At 71.5% G+C, this 18,703-nt stretch carries 18 protein-coding genes; 12 read left to right on the forward strand and 6 right to left on the reverse strand.

The features are described 5' to 3' along the window. Nucleotides 1-129 precede the first annotated feature (129 nt). From ABZ953_RS27225 to ABZ953_RS27250, 6 genes are all read left to right on the forward strand, one after another. Nucleotides 130-1,575: a citrate:proton symporter gene (locus ABZ953_RS27225; protein WP_361728591.1), complete on the forward strand. Its 1,446-nt coding sequence runs from the start codon at nt 130-132 to the stop codon at nt 1,573-1,575. After that, on the forward strand, nt 1,575-2,825 hold the full coding sequence (locus ABZ953_RS27230) for an MFS transporter (RefSeq protein WP_361728594.1): 1,251 nt from the start codon (nt 1,575-1,577) through the stop codon (nt 2,823-2,825). Before ABZ953_RS27225 ends, ABZ953_RS27230 begins: the two co-directional genes overlap by 1 nt. 44 nt (nt 2,826-2,869) lie before the next feature. Continuing rightward, nucleotides 2,870-4,234 carry an MBL fold metallo-hydrolase gene (locus ABZ953_RS27235; protein ID WP_361728596.1) on the forward strand — a complete coding sequence of 455 codons (1,365 nt, stop codon included), beginning with the start codon at nt 2,870-2,872 and terminating at the stop codon, nt 4,232-4,234. Nucleotides 4,235-4,414: 180 nt separating this feature from the next. Further along, complete coding sequence (locus tag ABZ953_RS27240; protein ID WP_361728599.1) at nt 4,415-5,164, forward strand: sulfite exporter TauE/SafE family protein; 750 nt, start codon at nt 4,415-4,417, stop codon at nt 5,162-5,164. An 88-nt stretch (nt 5,165-5,252) separates the two neighbouring features. Next, nucleotides 5,253-6,647, forward strand: a complete 1,395-nt coding sequence (locus ABZ953_RS27245) for an aldehyde dehydrogenase family protein (RefSeq protein ID WP_361728602.1) — start codon at nt 5,253-5,255, stop codon at nt 6,645-6,647. A 68-nt stretch (nt 6,648-6,715) separates the two neighbouring features. Then, entirely contained in the window at nt 6,716-7,795 is a 1,080-nt protein-coding gene (locus ABZ953_RS27250; RefSeq protein ID WP_361728870.1) for a Zn-dependent alcohol dehydrogenase, read from the forward strand. Between the two features lie 16 nt (nt 7,796-7,811). Here ABZ953_RS27250 and ABZ953_RS27255 read toward each other — a convergent pair whose 3' ends face one another. From ABZ953_RS27255 to ABZ953_RS27270, 4 genes are all read right to left on the reverse strand, one after another. Beyond that, nucleotides 7,812-11,150: a hypothetical protein gene (locus ABZ953_RS27255; RefSeq protein WP_361728605.1), complete on the reverse strand. Its 3,339-nt coding sequence runs from the start codon at nt 11,148-11,150 to the stop codon at nt 7,812-7,814. Then, entirely contained in the window at nt 11,147-11,527 is a 381-nt protein-coding gene (locus ABZ953_RS27260; RefSeq protein ID WP_361728608.1) for a hypothetical protein, read from the reverse strand. The genes ABZ953_RS27255 and ABZ953_RS27260 overlap by 4 nt, the downstream gene beginning before the upstream one ends. Beyond that, on the reverse strand, nt 11,524-12,459 hold the full coding sequence (locus ABZ953_RS27265) for an urea transporter (RefSeq protein WP_361728873.1): 936 nt from the start codon (nt 12,457-12,459) through the stop codon (nt 11,524-11,526). Before ABZ953_RS27265 ends, ABZ953_RS27260 begins: the two co-directional genes overlap by 4 nt. Before the next feature lie 200 nt (nt 12,460-12,659). Beyond that, complete coding sequence (locus ABZ953_RS27270) at nt 12,660-13,268, reverse strand: dihydrofolate reductase family protein (protein ID WP_361728610.1); 609 nt, start codon at nt 13,266-13,268, stop codon at nt 12,660-12,662. A 69-nt stretch (nt 13,269-13,337) separates the two neighbouring features. On the opposite strand from ABZ953_RS27270, the gene ABZ953_RS27275 reads away from it, so the two are divergent. Continuing rightward, nucleotides 13,338-13,913: a TetR family transcriptional regulator gene (locus ABZ953_RS27275; protein WP_361728613.1), complete on the forward strand. Its 576-nt coding sequence runs from the start codon at nt 13,338-13,340 to the stop codon at nt 13,911-13,913. 37 nt (nt 13,914-13,950) lie between these two features. Here the strand turns inward: ABZ953_RS27275 and ABZ953_RS27280 are convergent, their stop codons facing one another. Then, the gene (locus ABZ953_RS27280; protein ID WP_361728616.1) at nt 13,951-14,598 is read right to left on the reverse strand and encodes a TetR/AcrR family transcriptional regulator; all 648 of its coding nucleotides are present in this window, start codon (nt 14,596-14,598) and stop codon (nt 13,951-13,953) included. 100 nt (nt 14,599-14,698) lie between these two features. On the opposite strand from ABZ953_RS27280, the gene ABZ953_RS27285 reads away from it, so the two are divergent. From ABZ953_RS27285 to ABZ953_RS27295, 3 genes are all read left to right on the forward strand, one after another. Beyond that, on the forward strand, nt 14,699-15,850 hold the full coding sequence (locus ABZ953_RS27285; protein ID WP_361728619.1) for an acyl-CoA dehydrogenase family protein: 1,152 nt from the start codon (nt 14,699-14,701) through the stop codon (nt 15,848-15,850). A gap of 56 nt (nt 15,851-15,906) precedes the next feature. Next, nucleotides 15,907-16,194, forward strand: a complete 288-nt coding sequence (locus ABZ953_RS27290) for a YiaA/YiaB family inner membrane protein (protein ID WP_361728622.1) — start codon at nt 15,907-15,909, stop codon at nt 16,192-16,194. Nucleotides 16,195-16,277: 83 nt separating this feature from the next. Next, nucleotides 16,278-16,916, forward strand: coding sequence for a TetR/AcrR family transcriptional regulator (locus ABZ953_RS27295; protein WP_361728625.1), 639 nt, complete (start codon nt 16,278-16,280; stop codon nt 16,914-16,916). A 53-nt stretch (nt 16,917-16,969) separates the two neighbouring features. On the opposite strand, the gene ABZ953_RS27300 is transcribed toward ABZ953_RS27295, so the two are convergent. Beyond that, a complete protein-coding gene (locus ABZ953_RS27300; protein WP_361728628.1) occupies nt 16,970-17,434 on the reverse strand; it encodes a MaoC family dehydratase in 465 nt (154 codons plus the stop codon). 119 nt (nt 17,435-17,553) lie between these two features. Here ABZ953_RS27300 and soxR point away from each other — a divergent pair, with 119 nt between their 5' ends. Both soxR and ABZ953_RS27310 read left to right on the forward strand, forming a co-directional pair. Further along, the gene (soxR, locus tag ABZ953_RS27305; protein WP_361728631.1) at nt 17,554-18,024 is read left to right on the forward strand and encodes a redox-sensitive transcriptional activator SoxR; all 471 of its coding nucleotides are present in this window, start codon (nt 17,554-17,556) and stop codon (nt 18,022-18,024) included. Between the two features lie 159 nt (nt 18,025-18,183). Next, on the forward strand, nt 18,184-18,702 hold the full coding sequence (locus ABZ953_RS27310) for a hypothetical protein (protein ID WP_361728634.1): 519 nt from the start codon (nt 18,184-18,186) through the stop codon (nt 18,700-18,702). The last annotated feature ends 1 nt before the right edge of the window (nt 18,703 follow it).

An 18,703-nucleotide genomic window follows, 5' to 3' on the forward strand; every position in this document is an offset into this window, starting at 1 on the left:
CCTGTTGACCAGGAGTTTTGCGCTTATTGCTCGCGCGTCAACATCTTGTTAACGCTGGATGGCGGGTCCTAACGTCATCCGGACCGCCAGACCTGGTGGGAGTTCGATGGTGAACGTTAGGTAGCCCCCATGCTGACAATCCTCGGATTCGTCATGATCGCCACCTTCCTGGTGCTGATCATGATGAAGAAGATGTCGCCGATCGCGGCGCTGGTGCTGATCCCCGCGCTCTTCTGCGTGTTCGTAGGAAAGGGCGCCCATCTCGGGGACTACGTCCTCGACGGCATCGGCAATCTGGCGCCCACGGCGGCCATGCTCATGTTCGCCATCGTGTACTTCGGCGTCATGATCGACGTCGGGCTCTTCGACCCGGTCGTCCGCGGCATCCTCCGCTTCTGCAAGGCGGACCCGATGCGCATCGTCGTCGGCACCGCCGTGCTCGCCGCGATCGTCTCGCTCGACGGCGACGGCTCGACGACCTTCATGATCACGGTCTCGGCGATGTATCCGCTCTACAAGCGCCTCAAGATGAGCCTCGTGGTGATGACGGGTGTCGCCGCCACCGCCAACGGCGTCATGAACACGCTGCCCTGGGGCGGCCCGACGGCCCGCGCCGCGACCGCGCTGAAGGTCGACGCGGCCGACATCTTCGTACCGATGATCCCGGCGCTCGCCATGGGGCTCGTCGCCGTGTTCCTCCTCTCGTACGCACTGGGCCTGCGCGAGCGCAAGCGGCTCGGCACGCTGTCGCTCGACGAGGTCCTGGAGAAGGAGACGGCCGACGAGACGGTGCTCGTGGGCGCAGGCGGCGACGACGGCCGTACGTCGCTCACGAAGAAGACCACTGGTGGTTCCGGTTCCGGTTCCGGTGCGGGTTCAGGTTCCGGCACCGATGCGGAAGCGGAAGTGGAAGCGGCAGCGGACGACGACGGTTTCCAGGGCCTCGACCCCAACCGCCTTACCCTGCGCCCCAAGCTCTACTGGTTCAACGCGGCTCTCACGGTCCTGCTGCTCACCGCCATGATCATGGAGTGGCTGCCGATCCCGGCCCTCTTCCTGCTCGGCGCCGCGCTCGCCCTCACCGTCAACTTCCCGCACATGCCCGACCAGAAGGCCCGCATCGCCGCCCACGCGGAGAACGTCCTCAACGTCACCGGCATGGTCTTCGCCGCCGCCGTCTTCACCGGCGTCCTCACCGGCACCGGCATGGTCGACCACATGGCCGACTGGCTCGTCGACGCCATCCCCGAAGGCATGGGCCCGCACATGGGCCTGGTGACCGGCCTGCTCTCCATCCCGCTCACGTACTTCATGTCCAACGACGGCTTCTACTTCGGCGTCCTGCCGGTCCTCGCCGAGGCGGGCCAGGCGCACGGCGTCTCCACCCTGGAGATCGCCCGCGCCTCCATCGCCGGACAGGCCCTGCACATGTCGAGCCCGCTGGTGCCCGCCGTGTACGTCCTCGTCGGCATGGCCAAAGTCGAGTTCGGCGACCACACCAAGTTCACCGTCAAGTGGGCCGTGCTCACCTCGCTCGTGGTGCTCGGCGCCGGAATCCTCTTCGGCATCATCTGATGCCGACCGCGTCATCCGGGCCCGGTGGTCGCAGGGGCTGGCTGCTCCGTCTCGTCGTCGCCTTCAGCTTCGCGCAGGCGGCGGTGTCGATGGCGCGGCCCGCCGTCTCCTACCGGGCCCTCTCGCTGGGCGCCGACGAGCGGGCCATCGGCGTCATCGCGGGCGTCTACGCCCTGCTCCCGCTCTTCGCCGCCGTGCCGCTCGGACGCCGGACGGACCACGGGCGGTGCGCGCCGCTGCTGCCCGTCGGCGTCCTGATCGCCGGTGGCTGCGCCCTCAGCGGCATGGCCGACTCGCTCGCCGCGATGGCCGCATGGAGCGGGGTCATGGGCCTGGGCCACCTCTGCTTCGTCATCGGCGCCCAGTCGATCGTCGCCCGGCAGTCCGCCCCCGCCGAACAGGACCGCAACTTCGGCCACTTCACCATCGGCGCCTCGCTCGGCCAGCTGGTCGGGCCGCTCGCGGCGGGCGCCCTGATCGGCGCCGACATCGACCGCACCAGCGCCGTCGCCCTGCTCGTCTCGGCGGCGGTCGGCGCGGTCTCGCTGACCTCGCTGTGGCGCATCGAGCACGTCCGCGCGGCGGGCGGTCCCGCGCGGCAGGCCCCGAAGGTGCCGGTCTCACGGATCCTGCGTACGCGGGGTGTCCCCGCGGGCATCTTCATCAGCCTCGCCGTGCTCTCCGCGACGGACATCCTCACCGCCTACCTGCCGGTGGTCGGCGAGCACCGGGGCATCGCACCCGCCACGGTCGGGCTGCTGCTCTCGCTGCGGGCCGCGGCGACCATCGCGTGCCGCCTGGTGATGACACCGCTGATCGATCTCCTCGGCCGCACCGTACTGACCATTGCCACCTGCGCGTCGGGCGGGCTGCTGTGCGCGGGCGTCGCGCTGCCCGTGCCGGTGTGGGGCCTCGGCGTGATGCTGGTCCTGCTCGGCTTCTGCCTCGGCGTCGGCCAGCCGCTCTCGATGACGACGGTCGTGCAGGCGGCCCCGGCCGACGCCCGCTCCACGGCGCTCGCGCTGCGCCTCACCGGCAACCGCCTCGGCCAGGTCGCGGCCCCCGCGTCGGCGGGCCTGATCGCCGGAGTGGCGGGCGTGGCCGCGCCGTTCGTGATGCTGGGCGGGCTGCTGCTCGTCGCGGCGGGGCTCGGTGCACGGAGGGGGCCGCCCCGGAGGGGCCCCGGAGAGGCCGACAGCTTCCGGAGCGCAACCACGCGTACGGAGCGGTCGAGGACCGGGCCGCCCTAAACGGGAACTTCCCGGGTAGACCAACCTGAGGAAGGAGAAATCCTGTGTTTTTTGTTGAAACCCTGGAGTTCGAAGGCCTGGGCAACCGCGGTTACCTCGCGGGCGGCCCGAGTACGGCGGTCGTCATCGATCCGCCGCGGGACGTCGACCAGATGATCGCCGCCGCCGCCCGGCGAGGGACACGCATCGCCTGCGTGGCGGAGACGCACCTGCACAACGACTACATCAGCGGCGGCCTCGAACTGGCCCGCCTCACCGGCGCCCGCTACCTCGTCCCGGCCGACGCCGACGTCGCCTTTCCCCGTACCGCCGTTTTGGACGGCGACACGTCCGAGGTGGACGAGCACCTGGTGCTGCGGGCGATAGCCACCCCCGGCCACACCCCGCACCACACCTCGTACGCACTGGAGGAGAACGGCCGCGCGGTGGCCGTCTTCACCGGCGGCTCACTGCTGATCGGCACCACGGGGCGCCCGGACCTGGTGGACCCGCGGCTGACCGAGCAGCTGGCCCGCGCGCAGCACAGCTCCGCCCGCCGCCTCGCGGAAACGCTCGACGACGAGGTGCCCGTGCTGCCCACGCACGGCTTCGGCAGCTTCTGCTCCTCCTCCCAGGCCGAGGGCGACGCGACCACGATCGGCAAGGAACGCACCGGCAACGACGCGTTCACCCTGGACGTGGACGCTTTCGTGGAGCGGGTACTCGCCGGACTGGACGACGTGCCCGCGTACTACGCGCACATGGGCCCCGCCAACGCCGCGGGCCCCGCGCCCGTCGACCTGACCCCGCCCGAGCCCGCCGACGCCGCGCGGATCGCCGGACGCCTCGCGGCGGGGGAGTGGGTGGTCGACCTGCGCGGCCGGGTCGCCTTCGCCGAAGGCCATGTGGCCGGCTCGTTCAACTTCGAGGGCACCGGCAAGCCGGCCACCTATCTGGCCTGGCTGATCCCGTGGGGCAAGCCGGTCACCCTGCTCGCCGACACTCCGGCGCAGATCGCCGACGCGCAGCGGGAGTTGACCCGGGTCGGCATCGACCGCCCGGCCGGGGCCGCCACCGGGGACCCGGCCGCCTGGGTCCGTGCGGGGGACCGGCTCGCCTCCTTCCCGCGCGCCCGCTTCGCCGACCTCGCCGAGGTGACCGGGCGCGGCGAGGGCGCCGTGGTGCTCGACGTGCGCCGCGACTCCGAACGCGCACACGGCTTCATCGAGGGCTCCGTGCACATCCCGCTCCACGAACTGCACGGCCGGGGCGGCGAGGTGCCGGACGGCACGGTGTGGGTGCACTGCGCGGGCGGGATGCGCGCGGCGATCGCCGCTTCCCTCCTGGACGCGACCGGGCGCGAGGTCGTCGCGGTCGACGACGGCTTCGAGGCGGCGGCCGACGCGGGCCTGCGCATCACCCGCCCCTGAGCTTCTTGCCCCCTCTCCCCTGAGCTCCTTGCTCCCCTGAGCTCCTTGCTCCCCCGGGCTTCTTGCTCGGCCCGCACAGCAGCACGCGATCAGAAGGCGCCCGATGTTCCCGACCGCCTCGGCCCACTCCCGTATCACCGGGCCTCGTATCACCGGGCCTCGTACCACCGGGCGAACAGCGTGACCGCCCTGATCCTGGCCTTGCTCGCGGGCGCCGTCGTCGGCCTGGCCCTCGGCGCCCTCGGCGGTGGCGGCAGCGTCCTCGCGGTGCCCGCGCTGATCTACCTGCTCGGCTTCACCCCCGCCGCGGCCACCACCGCCAGTCTGGTCATCGTCACCGTCACCTCGCTGACCGCCCTGTACGCGCACGCTCGCGCCGGGCACGTGCGGTGGTCGGCCGGAGCGGCGTTCGCGGCCGCCGGGATACTTCCGGCGGCCGCCGCCGGAGCCGCCGCGGCCCACCTGCCCCAACCTGCCCTCACCAGCGCCTTCGCCGCCATAGCCGCCCTCGCCGCCGTCAAGATGCTCCGGCCCGCCGACACGGCCCGCTCCGGCAGCGGCGCCGTACACCCGGGCAGGGCGGCCGGAGCCGGTGCCGGTCTGGGCGCACTGACCGGGCTGCTCGGTGTGGGCGGCGGCTTCCTCGCCGTCCCCGCCCTGGTCACCGTCCTGGGCTTCCGGATGGAGGCCGCGGTCGGCACCAGCCTGCTGGTCATCACGGCCAACTCGCTGGCCTCCCTGGCCACCCGCTCCGGCGCGGCCGTCTCGCTCGACTGGGCGGTGGTCGGCCCGTTCATCGGGGCCGCGATCCTGGGCGCGTGGGACGGCAAGCGCCTGGCGGCGAAGGTCTCGGGACCCCGGCTGCAGCGCGTTTTCGCGGTGGTCCTGCTGGCCGTGGCCGCCTTCATGCTGGCCGACGCCGTGACGTGACGGGACCGGTCCCTGATGCCCCTGGTGTCAGAAAACTATCAGCGCTAGTTTGGGGCGCGGACGGCGGACGACTACCTGGAGGAATGCGATGAAGGCCCACGACGGGATGTACATCGACGGTGCCTGGCGACCGGCTGCGGGCACCGACAGCATCACGGTCCTGAACCCGGCCGACGAGCAGCCCGTGGGCCAGGTCCCCGCGGGCACCGCGGAGGACATCGACGCCGCGGTCCGCGCGGCCCGCGCCGCCCTGCCCGGCTGGGCCGCCACGGCGCCCGACGCGCGCGCCGCCCTGATCGGCGCCCTGCGCGACCGCCTCGTCGCCCGCAAGGACGAGATCGCCGAGACCGTCACCGCCGAGCTGGGCGCGCCGCTGCCGTTCTCGCAGGCCGTGCACGCCGGTGTGCCGATCCTGGTCTCCGGCTCGTACGCCGAGCTCGCCGCGACGCACTCCTTCGAGGAGCGGGTGGGCAACTCCACCGTCTACCTGGAGCCGGTCGGCGTGGTCGGCGCGATCACGCCCTGGAACTACCCGCTTCACCAGATCGTCAACAAGGTGGCGCCCGCGCTCGCCGCGGGCTGCACGGTCGTGCTCAAGCCCGCCGAGGACACCCCGCTCACCGCCCAGCTCTTCGCCGAGGCGGTGGCCGAGGCGGGCATACCCGCGGGCGTGTTCAACCTGGTCACCGGCCTCGGCCCGATAGCGGGCCAGGCACTCGCCGAGCACGAGGGCGTCGACCTCGTCTCGTTCACCGGCTCGACCGCGGTCGGCCGGCAGATCGGCGCCACCGCGGGCAAGGCCGTCAAGCGCGTCGCCCTGGAGCTCGGCGGCAAGTCCGCCAACGTCATCCTGCCGAGCGCCGACCTCACCAAGGCCGTCAACGTCGGCGTCGCCAACGTCATGTCCAACTCCGGCCAGACGTGCAGCGCCTGGACCCGCATGCTGGTGCACACCGACCGCTACGACGAGGCGGTGGAGCTCGCCGCGGCCGCGGCCGCCAAGTACGGCCCGCGCATCGGCCCCGTCGTCAACGCCAAGCAGCGGGCGCGGGTGCGCGGCTACATCGAGAAGGGCGTCGAGGAGGGCGCCCGCGTAGTGGCGGGAGGCCCCGAAGCGCCCGAGGGCAAGGAGAAGGGCTACTTCGTCCAGCCCACCGTCTTCGCCGACGTCACGCCCGAGATGACCATCGCCCAGGAGGAGATCTTCGGCCCGGTCGTCTCGATCATCCGGTACGAGGACGAGGACGACGCCCTGCGCATCGCCAACGGCACCGTGTACGGGCTCGCGGGCGCGGTGTGGGCGGCGGATGACGCGGAGGCGGTCGCGTTCGCCCGCCGGATGGACACCGGACAGGTCGACATCAACGGCGGCAGCTTCAACCCCCTGGCCCCCTTCGGCGGTTACAAGCAGTCGGGCGTCGGCCGCGAACTGGGGGCACACGGTCTGACCGAGTACTTGCAGACGAAATCGCTGCAATTCTGACCCGCCCAGTCCGCCTCGGCCCAGCCCTGCCCCTGAGCCCGACACCTTCCCCCAAGGAGTACGTGAACGTGGTCCGCGCCGCCATCCTCCCCGCCGTCGGCTCTCCGCTGGAGATCGCCGAGATCGATCTGCCGGAGCCGGGGCCCGGCCAGGTCCGGGTGCGCCTCGCCGCAGCCGGGGTCTGCCATTCCGACCTGTCCCTCACCAACGGAACGATGCGTGTCCCGGTACCCGCCGTCCTCGGCCACGAGGGCGCGGGCACCGTGCTCTCCGTCGGGGAGGGCGTCACGCACCTCGCGCCCGGCGACGGCGTCGTCCTGAACTGGGCGCCGTCCTGCGGCACATGCCACGCCTGCTCGCTCGGCGAGGTGTGGCTCTGCGGCAACGCCCTCGCGGGTGCCGCGGACGTCTACGCGAAGCGGCCGGACGGCACGGAGCTCCACCCCGGCCTGAACGTCGCCGCGTTCGCCGAGGAGACGGTGGTCGCGGCCGGCTGCGTCCTGCCGGTGCCGGACGGCGTCCCGCTCACCGATGCGGCCCTGCTCGGCTGCGCCGTCCTGACCGGGTACGGCGCCGTGCACCACTCGGCGCGGGTCCGCTCGGGCGAGACCGTCGCCGTGTACGGCGTCGGCGGGGTGGGCCTCGCCACGCTGCAGGCGGCCAGGATCGCGGGCGCCGCGCAGATCATCGCCGTGGACGTCTCGCCCGAGAAGGAGCAGCTGGCGCGCTCGGCGGGCGCCACGGAGTACGTGGTCGCCTCGGAGACGACGGCCAAGGACATCCGCGAACTGACCGGCGGCCACGGCGTCGACGTGGCCGTGGAGTGCGTGGGCCGCGCGGTGACGATCCGCACGGCCTGGGAGTCGACGCGGCGCGGCGGGCGCACGACCGTGGTCGGCATCGGCGGCAAGGACCAGCAGGTGACGTTCAACGCCCTGGAGCTCTTCCACTGGGGCCGGACGCTCTCCGGCTGCGTCTACGGCAACTGCGACCCCGCGGTGGACCTCCCGGTCCTCGCCGAGCACATCCGCGCGGGCCGCCTCGACCTGGGCGCCCTGGTGACCGACCGGATCGGGCTCGACGGCATCCCGGCGGCCTTCGAGAACATGATCGCGGGGAAGGGCGGCCGGGCGCTCATCGTGTTCTGAGGCCTGTGTACGGACGTCAGACGCGCAGCTTCAGGAGGGCCAGGGGGAGGGGGTCGGTGACCTCGTGCCAGGGCACGAGGTCAGGGTGCTGGCCCCACCGCTGCGCCTCCTGGAGCTGTATTCGCTCGTGGACGTGGGCCCGCAATTCGGCCGACCAGTACGGGACGTTGTCGATCAGCCGCCCGAGGCCTCTCCAGGGCAGGGACTTCCTGGCCGGCGCGATGTCACGGTCCGAGGGCCACGGCGCGTCCGCCCGGAGCAGGTTCACCAGGGGCCAGTCCTCGTGGCTGGGGTCTCCGTGGGTGATCCAGTGGGCGACCAGCGCGTCCCAGGTCTCCGGCTGGTCGTCGACCTCGGCGATGGTCGCGCACAGCGACCGGAACGTGCCGTCGTGGAGCAGTCGGCGGGCCCGCGCGATGACGTCGTGGGCCGTGCCCTGCCCTCTTGACCACTCCTGGAGCGAGAGCCGCTGTGCGAGAGCGGCGAACTCCGAGTCGTCGGGGCAGTCGGAGAGCGCCAGCAGAGCGGTCTCGTACGAGAGGTGGAAGGTCTGCAAGGCGGGGAGGGAGCCGATCGCCTCGCGCAGTTGCCGGGGCGACGCCGTCGGGGCGTCGTACTCCAGGCCGTAGTCGCAGAGGGGGAGGAGCAGCCGTTCGGCGATGGTCGCCCGTGCCTCGGGCAGACCGCCACGATGCGCGGACCAGATGCTCCAGACGTCGGCGGTCAGCGAGGAGATACGGGGGTCGGAACCGACCGGCACTGCCCAGTGGATCGTTGCGAACGGAAAGCCACTCGACGCCACGTGGCTGTCGAGGGAGCCCTTCCGCAAGTAGGTGTCGATGTCGTGCAGCCGCACGCCGTGCGTCGCCCAGCGGTTTTCCGCGGCAAGCCAGGCCAGGTTGTCGGGCGATTCCGGCGGAGGCCCCCCACCGACCAGCCATTCCTGAACCGGCCAGGGCAGCATGCGCGACGCTGAGAAGTCCGAGAAGTCCGACCGCTTGTGGGCGAGCGCGTCGAGTACGGCGCTGGTGGGCGTGGCCATCATGCTCGCCGCCTCGCCCCAGGCCGCCCAGTTCGGGTGGCAGCCGTCCGGCGGTGCGGCCAGCGGCGACAGCCAGCGCGAGTCCAGCAGGGTGTTCGTACCGGACAGTGGCCAGATGTCTTCGAGCACCGGACTGCTGAAGCCGGTTGTGTTCGGCCCGGAGTGCATCACATCCCAGGCTGCCTGCGCCCAGTCCGGGAGCCCGATCGAGGGTGCGTACGAGTCCGTACGTACCGCGTGAGGGTCAGCCCTGCGCAGACAGTCCACGATCCGTCCCGGCCCGGCGACCTCGGGGATCGCGGTTTCCAGCAGGAGGTCGGGGAGCAGTTGCGGGGAGGCCGAGTCCAGGTGGGCGCGGGCTGCCGCGCCCGCCGCAGTGTTCCCGGCCCCGGCGAGCTTGTTGAGGAAGCGCCAGAGGGCGAGGTGGCTGTGCCGCTCCGGGGTATCCGCCGTCATGCGATCGAGGAGCTCGTCGAGCCGGGGGCCCTCGAAGAGTGAGACCGTGGCGCGGGCGAGCCGGTCGGCGCGCCCGCCGAGGTCGGCGATGACATCCACGCTGGGCAGCAGGTGGTGGACGTACCGCTCATCGAGCTCCGGCAGGTCCGTCAGCAGATCGATGGCCAGTTCCGCCCCGCGCAGATACAGAGACGCCGTCCCGGTGAATTCCGCCGTGTCCAGCTCGGTCAGGGCCGTCACCACCGAGTCCCGCAGATCCCGTTCGCCGAGGCGCTCCGGCTCGAACGCCGCCGCGGCCATGAACCTCGCCACGTTGCGCCACGGTTCGCTCGCGGCGACGGCGCGGAACCGCTCGCGCACGAGCTGCTCGTCGGTTGTTTCCGAGAGGTGGGCGGCGGCCAGGAACTCGACGAGGGACTTGATCTGGAAGCCCATGACGTCGGTGTCCACGCCGACGATCAGGACGAGGCGTTCTCCCGCGAACCGCAGGAGCCGCTCGACCACCTCCTCCTCTTCCTCCTCCTCGTCGTCGGCGCCGGTCGGGCCGACGCCGATGTCGCGCACCACGCAGCGGGCCATCGCGGCGAAGTCCTCGCTGCGGATGCCGCGTGCGACCTCGTTCTCGTTGTCGCGCCGCTCACTCCCCACCATGATGTGGAAGGCAGCCCGCCGGTGCAGTTCGTCGACGAGTCCCCGGTGCTGCTCAAGGAAGGACCCCAGCTCCCCGCCCCGGCCCTTCTCGCGGGCGTAGACGTGGTCGTAGTAGCGGGCGAACAACCGGTGGCGTCCTGAGGGCAGTTCACCGGAGTCGGCCAGGATCGAGACCACAAGGGCGACATGCAGGGGCGTGTTCAGGATGTTCGGCAGGTCGCCGTGGCGGGCCGCCACGCGGAAGAGCCCGAGGAGCCGCTCGCCCGCCGCGTCGTCGCCCACCAGGACGGTCGCATGCTGCTGGGCCTCGTCCGGGGTGAGGTCCGTCAGGGTCCAGGAGGCGAATCCGTGCGGGCGCAGTTCGTTCCCGTACGCCTGCGGCCTCGACGTGACGATGATCGACGCGTCGGCCTGGTCCATCTGCAGGTCGTCGGCGCAGTCCCTGACGTGGCCCAGTACGGCGGCGCGCTGCCGGGGCGACACCTCGTCGTAGCCGTCCAAAATCAGCACGGTGGGCACGGAGCCGGCCAGCGTGTGAACGTCCGCAGTCGAGATCTCGGTATTGAGGAGGTGTTCGTAGTGGTGGGCGAGGTAGTGCCACAGGGACCGCCGGGTCTCGGTGGCGCCGGTCAGGTACGACGCGAAGGCGTGCGCCTCCACCCAGAGGGGGAACCGTGCAACGGTGGGCTGCGTCAGCTTCAGCCTGCGCAGGCCGCGCTCGACACGATCGAGTTCCGTGGTGGTCGGTGGCGAGAGCCGTTTGGCGTCGAAGGTCCGCAGCAGACCGGCCCGGTGCACATGGGCGAGCATCTGCGCGGCGGTGGTCTTGCCTTGACCGGGGCCGCCCGTCAACACGGTCCGGAACGACGGCCCCTCCCTCTCGAAATACTGCTGTACGAAGGGCCGTGGGGCGCCCCCTGTGCTCTTCTCGTCGTCCCGATCCTCCGACGGCAGCCGCACGGTGAGATCCACGAACACGTCCGCGAGGCTGCGGTGCTCCCGCCCGAGTACGGGGTTGAGGAGCCGGACCGTGGCTCCTTCGCCGCCGAACTCCCGCTGCAGGGCTTGAAGGAGAAGCCGTTCGGTCCCCCGTGTCCGAGGCTCGGAGCGAGAGTCGTTGTCGCCCTTGAGGTGCAACGTGACGTCGCCGTGGAAGACGGCGCCGGGCGCGTTGAGCCCGGACGAGCCGTCGACGTGATTGCTCACGGCCCGTCGGGCTCCTGCTCGTCATCGAAGTTCATGGTGATGGGGCCGGTGAACGTCGACCCCGGCGCGTTCAGCCCCCGGGAGTCGCTGACCGTGTTGAACTGCGGCGCCGCCATCGGCCCCAACCGCACTGTCAGCGCCTCCAGTTCGCGCTGGAACCCGGCGTCGGAAGCGGCGAGGTCGCGCAGCGCCCCGCCCAGTCGGCGCACCGCGTCGGGGTCGGCCGCGTCCCGCTCGTCGAGCACCGCCACGACGGCGGGGTCCCGCGAGAACCGCTCGCGGAGCCGTTCCCAGAGGGCGCCGGCGGCGTTGGTGCCCAGCTGCCCCCCGGCTCCGCCCAGCGCTGCGGCGGCCAGTGCGTCGAAGGCGATACTCATGACGTCACGGTATCGCCCCGCCCGGGCTGCGAACGGCCCGAACCGGTAAGCCGGGGAAAGGAGTTGGCCCCGGCCAGGAACACCAGCGTGGTCAGCACGAACGGCCACGTGAAGGCGTGCCCGCCGGACGGCGCGAAGAGCGCGGCCACCGCCGGGCCGAGCACCGTCGCGGTGGCCGCGCCGAGGAGCGCGTACGCGAGGGTGGCTGCCCGCGCGGGCAGGAAGACCCCGCACAGGGCGAGCGCGACGAGGACGGCGTTGTACCCCATGGTGCCGTCGGTGATCTGTGCGGCGGGAGCGCCGAGGGCCCACGCCGTGGCGATGGCGACGGTGTTGCCGAGGCACGCCACGGCCGCCGTGCGCGGGCCCGCGGCGAGGAGGCCGAGCAGCAGCAGGGCGCCCACGTACCACTGCGGCATGAAGAAGATCTGGCCGAAGCCCGCGAAGAACGCGTGGGCGAGGTCGGCGGGGTGGAGGGCGGTCGGTCCTGTCGCGGGCGCGGTGAGCGCGGCCAGGCCGTCGCCGTGGTGCCAGATCCGCCGGAAGCCGGGCGCCGCGATCGTCGTCACGGTCGCGATCAGGCAGAACGGCAGAGTGAGCGCGGGCAGGCCCCGGGCACTGAGCAGTCGCACCGCGGCCGCGGTCACGACCGTGACGACCGCACAGCCCACGACCGCGAGCAGCGCCGTCGAGAGGTGCCCCGGGCCGAGGAAGACCGCGAACGACAGTGCTGTCAGGCAGGCGTTGAAGCCTTCGAGACCGGCCGATACGCGGCCCCGGTCCACGCCGAGGAGCTGGGCCGTGGCCGTGCCGACGGCGGTGCCCGCCAGGCCGTAGAGCCCGTACTCCCAGCCCGCGGCGAAGAGCGCCGCGCAGAAGAAGGCGCCCGCCGCCATGCCCGGCAGGAACGTCACCTGCCCGTGCCCGCGCAGTACTTGGGCGGCGAAGGCGCGGGCGCGGGGTGCCCCGACCGCCCGGTCCGTGCCGCCCGTCGAGCCACCGGCGTCCAGCGCATCCGTCGTATGCCCCACGGCCACTCCCGCGTGCTGTATTCGGTTTGGTCCGGGCCCGGCGGCCAAGCCGTCGCCCGGATAGACGGATGCAGACTACATCTACCGTCTTGGGCGCCGCATCACCGGACCGCCTCGAACCACGTCACGAGGACCCCGTTCCCGAACGTCTCGCGCGCGGTCGCGCGGAACCGCGTGGGGTCGAACTTCCCGGCGAAGAGCGGGATCCCGGCCCCCGCGACGACCGGGTAACTCTTCACGATCAGCTCGTCCAACTCCGGCAGCAGCGCCGCCGCGACCTGCCCTCCACCGCAGAGCCAGATGTCCTTCTCCGACTCACCCGGCCGCCCCTGCCGCCGCTTGAGGTCGCGGACCAGGGCGAGCGGATCGCCTCCGGCCACGGCCACCGCCGGGTCCGGCGCGCTGTCGAGCGTGCGGGACAGCACGTACTGGCGCAGGTGTGCGTACGGGCTCGGGGCGCCGTGGGCCAGCGCCTGGCGGTAGGTTCCGTGGCCCATCAGCACGGTGTCGAAGCGCAGGTTGGGGGAGTCGTCGAGGCCGACGAGCGGACGCAGGGCCGTGGGGACCGTCTCGGGGTAGCGGGCGTTGATCGACGCGGCGTAGGCAGCGGCCTGCTCCTCGTCGCCGACCGGGTAGAAGTCGGCTTCGCCTGCGGGGCCCGCGATGTATCCGTCGATGGAGGTGCCGATGTAGTACACGAGCTTGCGCATGCAGTGACCCCCGCTGTAGTACTCTCTCCGTAGTGGTTGGAACATAGTACTGTGAATGGAGTGGTGTCAATGGTGCGCAGGAACGACGGCCGACGGGCGGCCCTGGTCGACGCCGCCATCGAGGTGCTGGCCAGAGAGGGCGCCCGGGGCCTCACCTTCCGGGCGGTGGACACCGAGGCGGCCGTGCCCACGGGCACCGCCTCCAACTACTTCGCCAACCGCGACGACCTGCTCACCCAGGCGGGCGCCCGGGTCTACGAGCGGCTCATCCCCGATGAGTCGGTCATCGAGCGGCAGCGGACGGCCGAGCGGGACAAGGCGACCTACGTCGAGGTGATGCGCGAGGTCGTCGGCCGGGTCAGCGGCTTCCGTACGGGCTATCTGGCGCTGCTCGAACTGCGCCTCGAAGCGACCCGGCGCCCTGCGCTGCGCGCCGTCCTCACCGAGCGCGTCCGCGCCGACCTCGACGCCAACCTCGCGTACCACGAGGCCTCCGGGCTCCCCGGGGACGCGAAGGCGGTCAAGCTCCTTTATCTGGCGCTCAATTGGCTCATCCTGGAGCAGCTCACGCTGCCGGACGTCCTCTCGGAGGCCGAGCGGGACGAGCTCGTCGTGACGGCGGTGGAGCGCTTCATCACGGACTGACCTCCGGCCGGGCTGGACCGTGCGCCGCCCCGACCCGTCAGGCCCGCGCCGTCACCTGTTCGTACTGCAGCGCAAGGCCGTCGAGCAGTGCCCGCAGGCCCGCCTCGAAGGCCCGCTCGTCGATGAGCTGTTGGCGGTCGGCCAGCAGGTGGGCCTGGCCGAGGTGCGGATAGTCGGCCGGGTCGTACGCGGCCTCGTCGTCCACGAAGCCCCCGGCGAACGAGCCGAGCGCGGAGCCCATGATGAAGTACCGCATCAGTGCGCCGATCGACGTGGCCTGCGCGGCGGGCCAGCCCGCGTCGACCATCGCCCCGAACACCGCGTCGGCGAGCCGCAGTCCCGCCGGGCGGCGGCCGGGGCCGCTCGCGAGGACCGGGACGATGTTCGGGTGCAGGGTGAGGGCGGCCCGGTAGGAGATCGCCCAGTCGTGCAGCGCCGTGCGCCAGTCGCGTCCGTCGGCGGCCTCGAACATCGACAGATCGACCTGTGCGCTCACCGAGTCCGCGACCGCCTCCAGGATCTGGTCCTTGGTGCGGAAGTGGTTGTAGAGGGACGGGCCGCTGACTCCGAGCTCGGCGGCGAGGCGGCGCGTGGAGACGGCCGCGAGTCCCTCGGAGTCCACGAGAGCACGCGCCGTGCCGACGATGCGTTCTCGGCTGAGGAGGGGCTTGCGCGGTCGGGCCATGCGGCACATAGTAGGGCTGCCGCAGCAAACTAGCAGTGCTAATTTAAAACTCGACGTCATTCGAGTAACTCGCCGTAACCCGACGTGAGAGGTGTCCCCCGTGAACCTGGAGCTCAGCGACGAGCAGGCCGCCGTCCGCCGCCTTGCCGAGGAGTTCGTGGCGCGTGAGATCACCCCGCACGTCGTGGAGTGGGACCGCGCCGAGAGCGTCGACCGGGCCGTCGTGAAGAAGCTCGGCGAGGTCGGCTTCCTGGGGCTCACCATCGACGAGGAGTACGGCGGCTCGGGCGGCGACCACCTCGCGTACTGCCTGGTGACCGAGGAGCTGGGCCGCGGGGACTCCTCCGTGCGCGGCATCGTCTCCGTCTCCCTCGGCCTGGTCGCCAAGACCATCGCGCACTGGGGCAGCGAGGAGCAGAAGCGGCAGTGGCTGCCGGGGCTCACCTCCGGCGAGTACGTCGGGTGCTTCGGGCTCACCGAGCCGGGCACGGGATCCGACGCGGGCAACCTGACGACCAGAGCCGTGCGCGACGGCGACTCGTACGTCATCAACGGCACCAAGATGTTCATCACCAACGGCACCTGGGCCGATGTCGTGCTCCTCTTCGCCCGTACCGGCGACGCCCCGGGACACAAGGGCGTCTCCGCCTTCCTGGTCCCCACCGACACCCCCGGCCTCACCCGCCGCACCCTGCACGGCAAGCTCGGCCTGCGCGGCCAGGCCACCGCCGAACTCGTCCTGGAGGACGTCCGCGTCCCCGCGTCGGCCATGATGGCGCCCGAGGGCAAGGGCTTCTCCGTCGCGATGTCGGCCCTCGCCAAGGGGCGCATGTCGGTGGCGGCCGGCTGCGTGGGCATCGCGCAGGCCGCGCTCGACGCCGCGGTGCGCTACGCCGGTGAGCGCGAGCAGTTCGGGAAGACCATCGCCCACCACCAGCTGGTGCAGGAGCTGCTCACCGACATCGCGGTGGACGTGGACGCCGCGCGCCTGCTGACCTGGCGGGTCGCCGACCTCATCGACCGGGGGCAGCCCTTCGCCACGGAGTCCTCGAAGGCCAAGCTGTTCGCCTCGGAGGCCGCCGTGCGCGCCGCCAACAACGCCCTGCAGGTCTTCGGCGGCTACGGCTACATCGACGAGTACCCGGCGGGCAAGCTGCTGCGTGACGCGCGGGTCATGACCCTCTACGAAGGCACGAGCCAGATTCAGAAACTCGTCATCGGCCGTGCCCTGACCGGCGTTTCGGCCTTCTGAGTACGCGCCTGAGTACCCGAGCGGATGTGGCGCGCGCCGCCGCCGATGCTGGGCACATGACTGAGCCGCCTGTGAGACAGCAGACCACCAACGCCTTCTACGGCCAGGCCGTGGCCTCCTTCGCCGTATCCATCGGAGCCGTCGCCGTCGGCATCGGCTATCTGGACGCCTCGTCCTGGGTGCGGGGCTTCCTCGCCATCGCGGTGCTCTATCTGACGACCTCCGCGTTCACCCTGGCCAAGGTGGTGAGGGACCGGCAAGAGGTGGTGCAGATCGTCAGCAGGGTGGACCAGGCCCGCGTCGACAAGCTGCTCGTCGAGCACGACCCGTTTGGCAAGCCCTGACCGAGGCCTGCCCGGGACTGGCTCTAAGCGCTTGCTCACCGTCAGAGGTATGGTGTCCCTCCCGAAAGCTGAAGGAGTGGGCGATGAGCGCGGCGGAGGAGACCGGCGGCGAGGAGCAGCCGTGGGGCGAGGTGAGCCCCGACGCGGCCAGGCGGCTGCTTGTCGCCGCCGTGGAGGCCTTCGCCGAGCGCGGCTACCACGCGACGACCACCCGGGACATCGCGGGCCGCGCCGGTATGAGCCCCGCCGCGCTCTACATCCACTACAAGACCAAGGAAGAGCTGCTCCACCGCATCAGCAGGATCGGCCACGACAAGGCCCTGGCCATCCTGCGCACCGCGGCGGACGGCGAGGGCGACGCCGCCGAACGGCTCGCGGCGGCCGTGCGCTCCTTCGTCGGCTGGCACGCCGCCCACCATATGACCGCGCGCGTCGTCCAGTACGAGCTCGACGCGCTCGGCGAGGAGCACCGGACGGAGATCGTCGCGCTGCGCCGCAGGTCGGACGAGGCCGTGCGGGACATCATCAACGACGGGGTGCGGGCGGGGGAGTTCGACGTCCCCGACGTGCCGGGCACCACGCTCGCCGTGCTCTCGCTCTGCATCGACGTGGCCCGCTGGTTCAACGCGGCGGGGCACCGGACGCCGGACGAGGTCGGCGCGCTCTACGCCGACCTCGTGCTGCGGATGGTGGGCGCCCGGCCCGCCGTACCCGGGAAATAGCGGGGCCTCGGAAGGCCTCAGAAAATAGCAGGGCCTCAGTAATCAGCAGGGCCTCAGAAGTAGTAGCGCGACACCGACTCCGCCACGCACGCGGGCTTGTCGCCGCCCTCGCGCTCCACGGTGACCTTGGCCGTCACCTGCACGCCGCCGTCCTTCGTCGGCGTGACATCGGTGAGCTGCGCCGTCGCGCGCAGCCGCGAGCCGACCGGCACCGGCGAAGGGAAACGGACCTTGTCGGTGCCGTAGTTGATGCCCATCTTCATGTTCTCGACGCGCATGATCTGCGGTACCAGGCTCGGCAGCAGCGACAGCGTCAGATAGCCGTGCGCGATGGTCGTCCCGAAGGGCCCCTGCGCCGCCTTCTCCGCGTCCACGTGGATCCACTGGTGATCGCCCGTGGCGTCGGCGAAGAGGTCGATCCGCTTCTGGTCGATCTCCAGCCAGTCGCTGTACCCGAGTTGCCCGCCGACCCCGGCGCGCAGTTCCTCGGCCGACGTGAAGATCTTCGGCTCCGCCATGTCCCTGGCCTCCTAGACGTATGCAGAAGCGCACGCGGAAACGTACGCAGACTAAGCGCTTGCTCAGCATGGGGTGTGTGCCGACGCGTGTCAACGGACCAGCCAGTAGGGTTCGAGAGGTGCCCCAGATTCCGGAGAAGGTCCATGAACTCACCGTCGGCCAGCTGGCCGACCGCAGCGGAGTCGCCGTCTCCGCTCTGCACTTCTACGAGTCCAAGGGCCTCATCACCAGCCGCCGCACCTCGGGCAACCAGCGGCGCTACCACCGGGACACCCTGCGCCGCGTCGCCTTCATCCGCGCCTCCCAGCGCGTCGGCATCCCGCTCTCCACGATCCTCGAGGCCCTCGACTCGCTGCCCGAGGAGCGCACGCCCACCCGCGAGGACTGGGCGCGCCTCTCGGAGGGCTGGCGCTCGGAACTGGACAAGCGCATCAAGCAACTGGGCCGCCTGCGCGACCACCTCACGGACTGCATCGGCTGCGGCTGTCTCTCCCTGGACACCTGCGTGCTCTCCAACCCCGACGACGTCTTCGGCGAGCGGCACAGCGGTTCCCGGCTGATGGTGGAGCGCGGGCCCCGGCGGACCTGACGGCCGCGGCCCCGCGATCCGGCGCGAGCTCCCGAAAATCCCCTGCACCGCATCTAGCCGCGACGCCGCCGCGGCAGCACGGTGTCCTGTACGTACAGGAGTACGTCGAGTACCCGAGTACGCCGAGCGCACCGAGCACGCCGACCGGGGGAGAGGCCGATGTCCGTTGTCATCTGTTCACTGCTGTGGGACGCCGCACGGCACGGACGGCAGAGCATCAAGTACGACAGTGACGGCTACCACCTGGTGCGCTTTCCGTACGGCGAGGGAGACGAGTCCTACGACCCGTGGCGCATGCACGACCCCGGGAAGGGCAGCACGCGCCCCTCGAAGTACCCGGACGCCCGCTCGGGCCTGATCTGGCCCAGTCACGACGGCTGGGGCCTGCTCTCCGCGATGGTCTTCTGGGAGCCCGCGGCCAAGCCGATCGAGTACCGCTCGCGCTACGTCCGTGACCCGCTCGACCTCACGACCGGGTACGACTCCACCGCGACGACCGACTCGGCGCCGACCAGAGGAGGGCAGTACCGCACCTACCTCTGGCAGCTGTTCGTGCACCCGGACACGCCCCTGGGCCTGAAGATCTCGGTACGCGGCGTGGGAGACGTGAAGCTCGCCACGCCGCTGATACACGCCCAGTTCAAGCTGGCCATACACACGGACGTGAAGACACCCTGAG

Source organism: Streptomyces sp. NPDC046465 (assembly GCF_040646035.1).
Taxonomy (GTDB): domain Bacteria; phylum Actinomycetota; class Actinomycetes; order Streptomycetales; family Streptomycetaceae; genus Streptomyces.

Excerpts from the sequence above, each read along its gene's own strand:
- ABZ953_RS27225 (WP_361728591.1), top strand. The coding sequence starts at position 130 with ATGCTGACAATCCTCGGATTCGTCATGATCGCCACCTTCCTGGTGCTG.
- ABZ953_RS27230 (WP_361728594.1), top strand. The coding sequence starts at position 1,575 with ATGCCGACCGCGTCATCCGGGCCCGGTGGTCGCAGGGGCTGGCTGCTC.
- ABZ953_RS27245 (WP_361728602.1), top strand. The coding sequence starts at position 5,253 with ATGAAGGCCCACGACGGGATGTACATCGACGGTGCCTGGCGACCGGCT.
- ABZ953_RS27260 (WP_361728608.1), bottom strand. The coding sequence starts at position 11,527 with ATGAGTATCGCCTTCGACGCACTGGCCGCCGCAGCGCTGGGCGGAGCC.
- ABZ953_RS27270 (WP_361728610.1), bottom strand. The coding sequence starts at position 13,268 with ATGCGCAAGCTCGTGTACTACATCGGCACCTCCATCGACGGATACATC.
- ABZ953_RS27275 (WP_361728613.1), top strand. The coding sequence starts at position 13,338 with ATGGTGCGCAGGAACGACGGCCGACGGGCGGCCCTGGTCGACGCCGCC.
- ABZ953_RS27280 (WP_361728616.1), bottom strand. The coding sequence starts at position 14,598 with ATGGCCCGACCGCGCAAGCCCCTCCTCAGCCGAGAACGCATCGTCGGC.
- ABZ953_RS27290 (WP_361728622.1), top strand. The coding sequence starts at position 15,907 with ATGACTGAGCCGCCTGTGAGACAGCAGACCACCAACGCCTTCTACGGC.
- ABZ953_RS27295 (WP_361728625.1), top strand. The coding sequence starts at position 16,278 with ATGAGCGCGGCGGAGGAGACCGGCGGCGAGGAGCAGCCGTGGGGCGAG.
- ABZ953_RS27300 (WP_361728628.1), bottom strand. The coding sequence starts at position 17,434 with ATGGCGGAGCCGAAGATCTTCACGTCGGCCGAGGAACTGCGCGCCGGG.
- ABZ953_RS27310 (WP_361728634.1), top strand. The coding sequence starts at position 18,184 with ATGTCCGTTGTCATCTGTTCACTGCTGTGGGACGCCGCACGGCACGGA.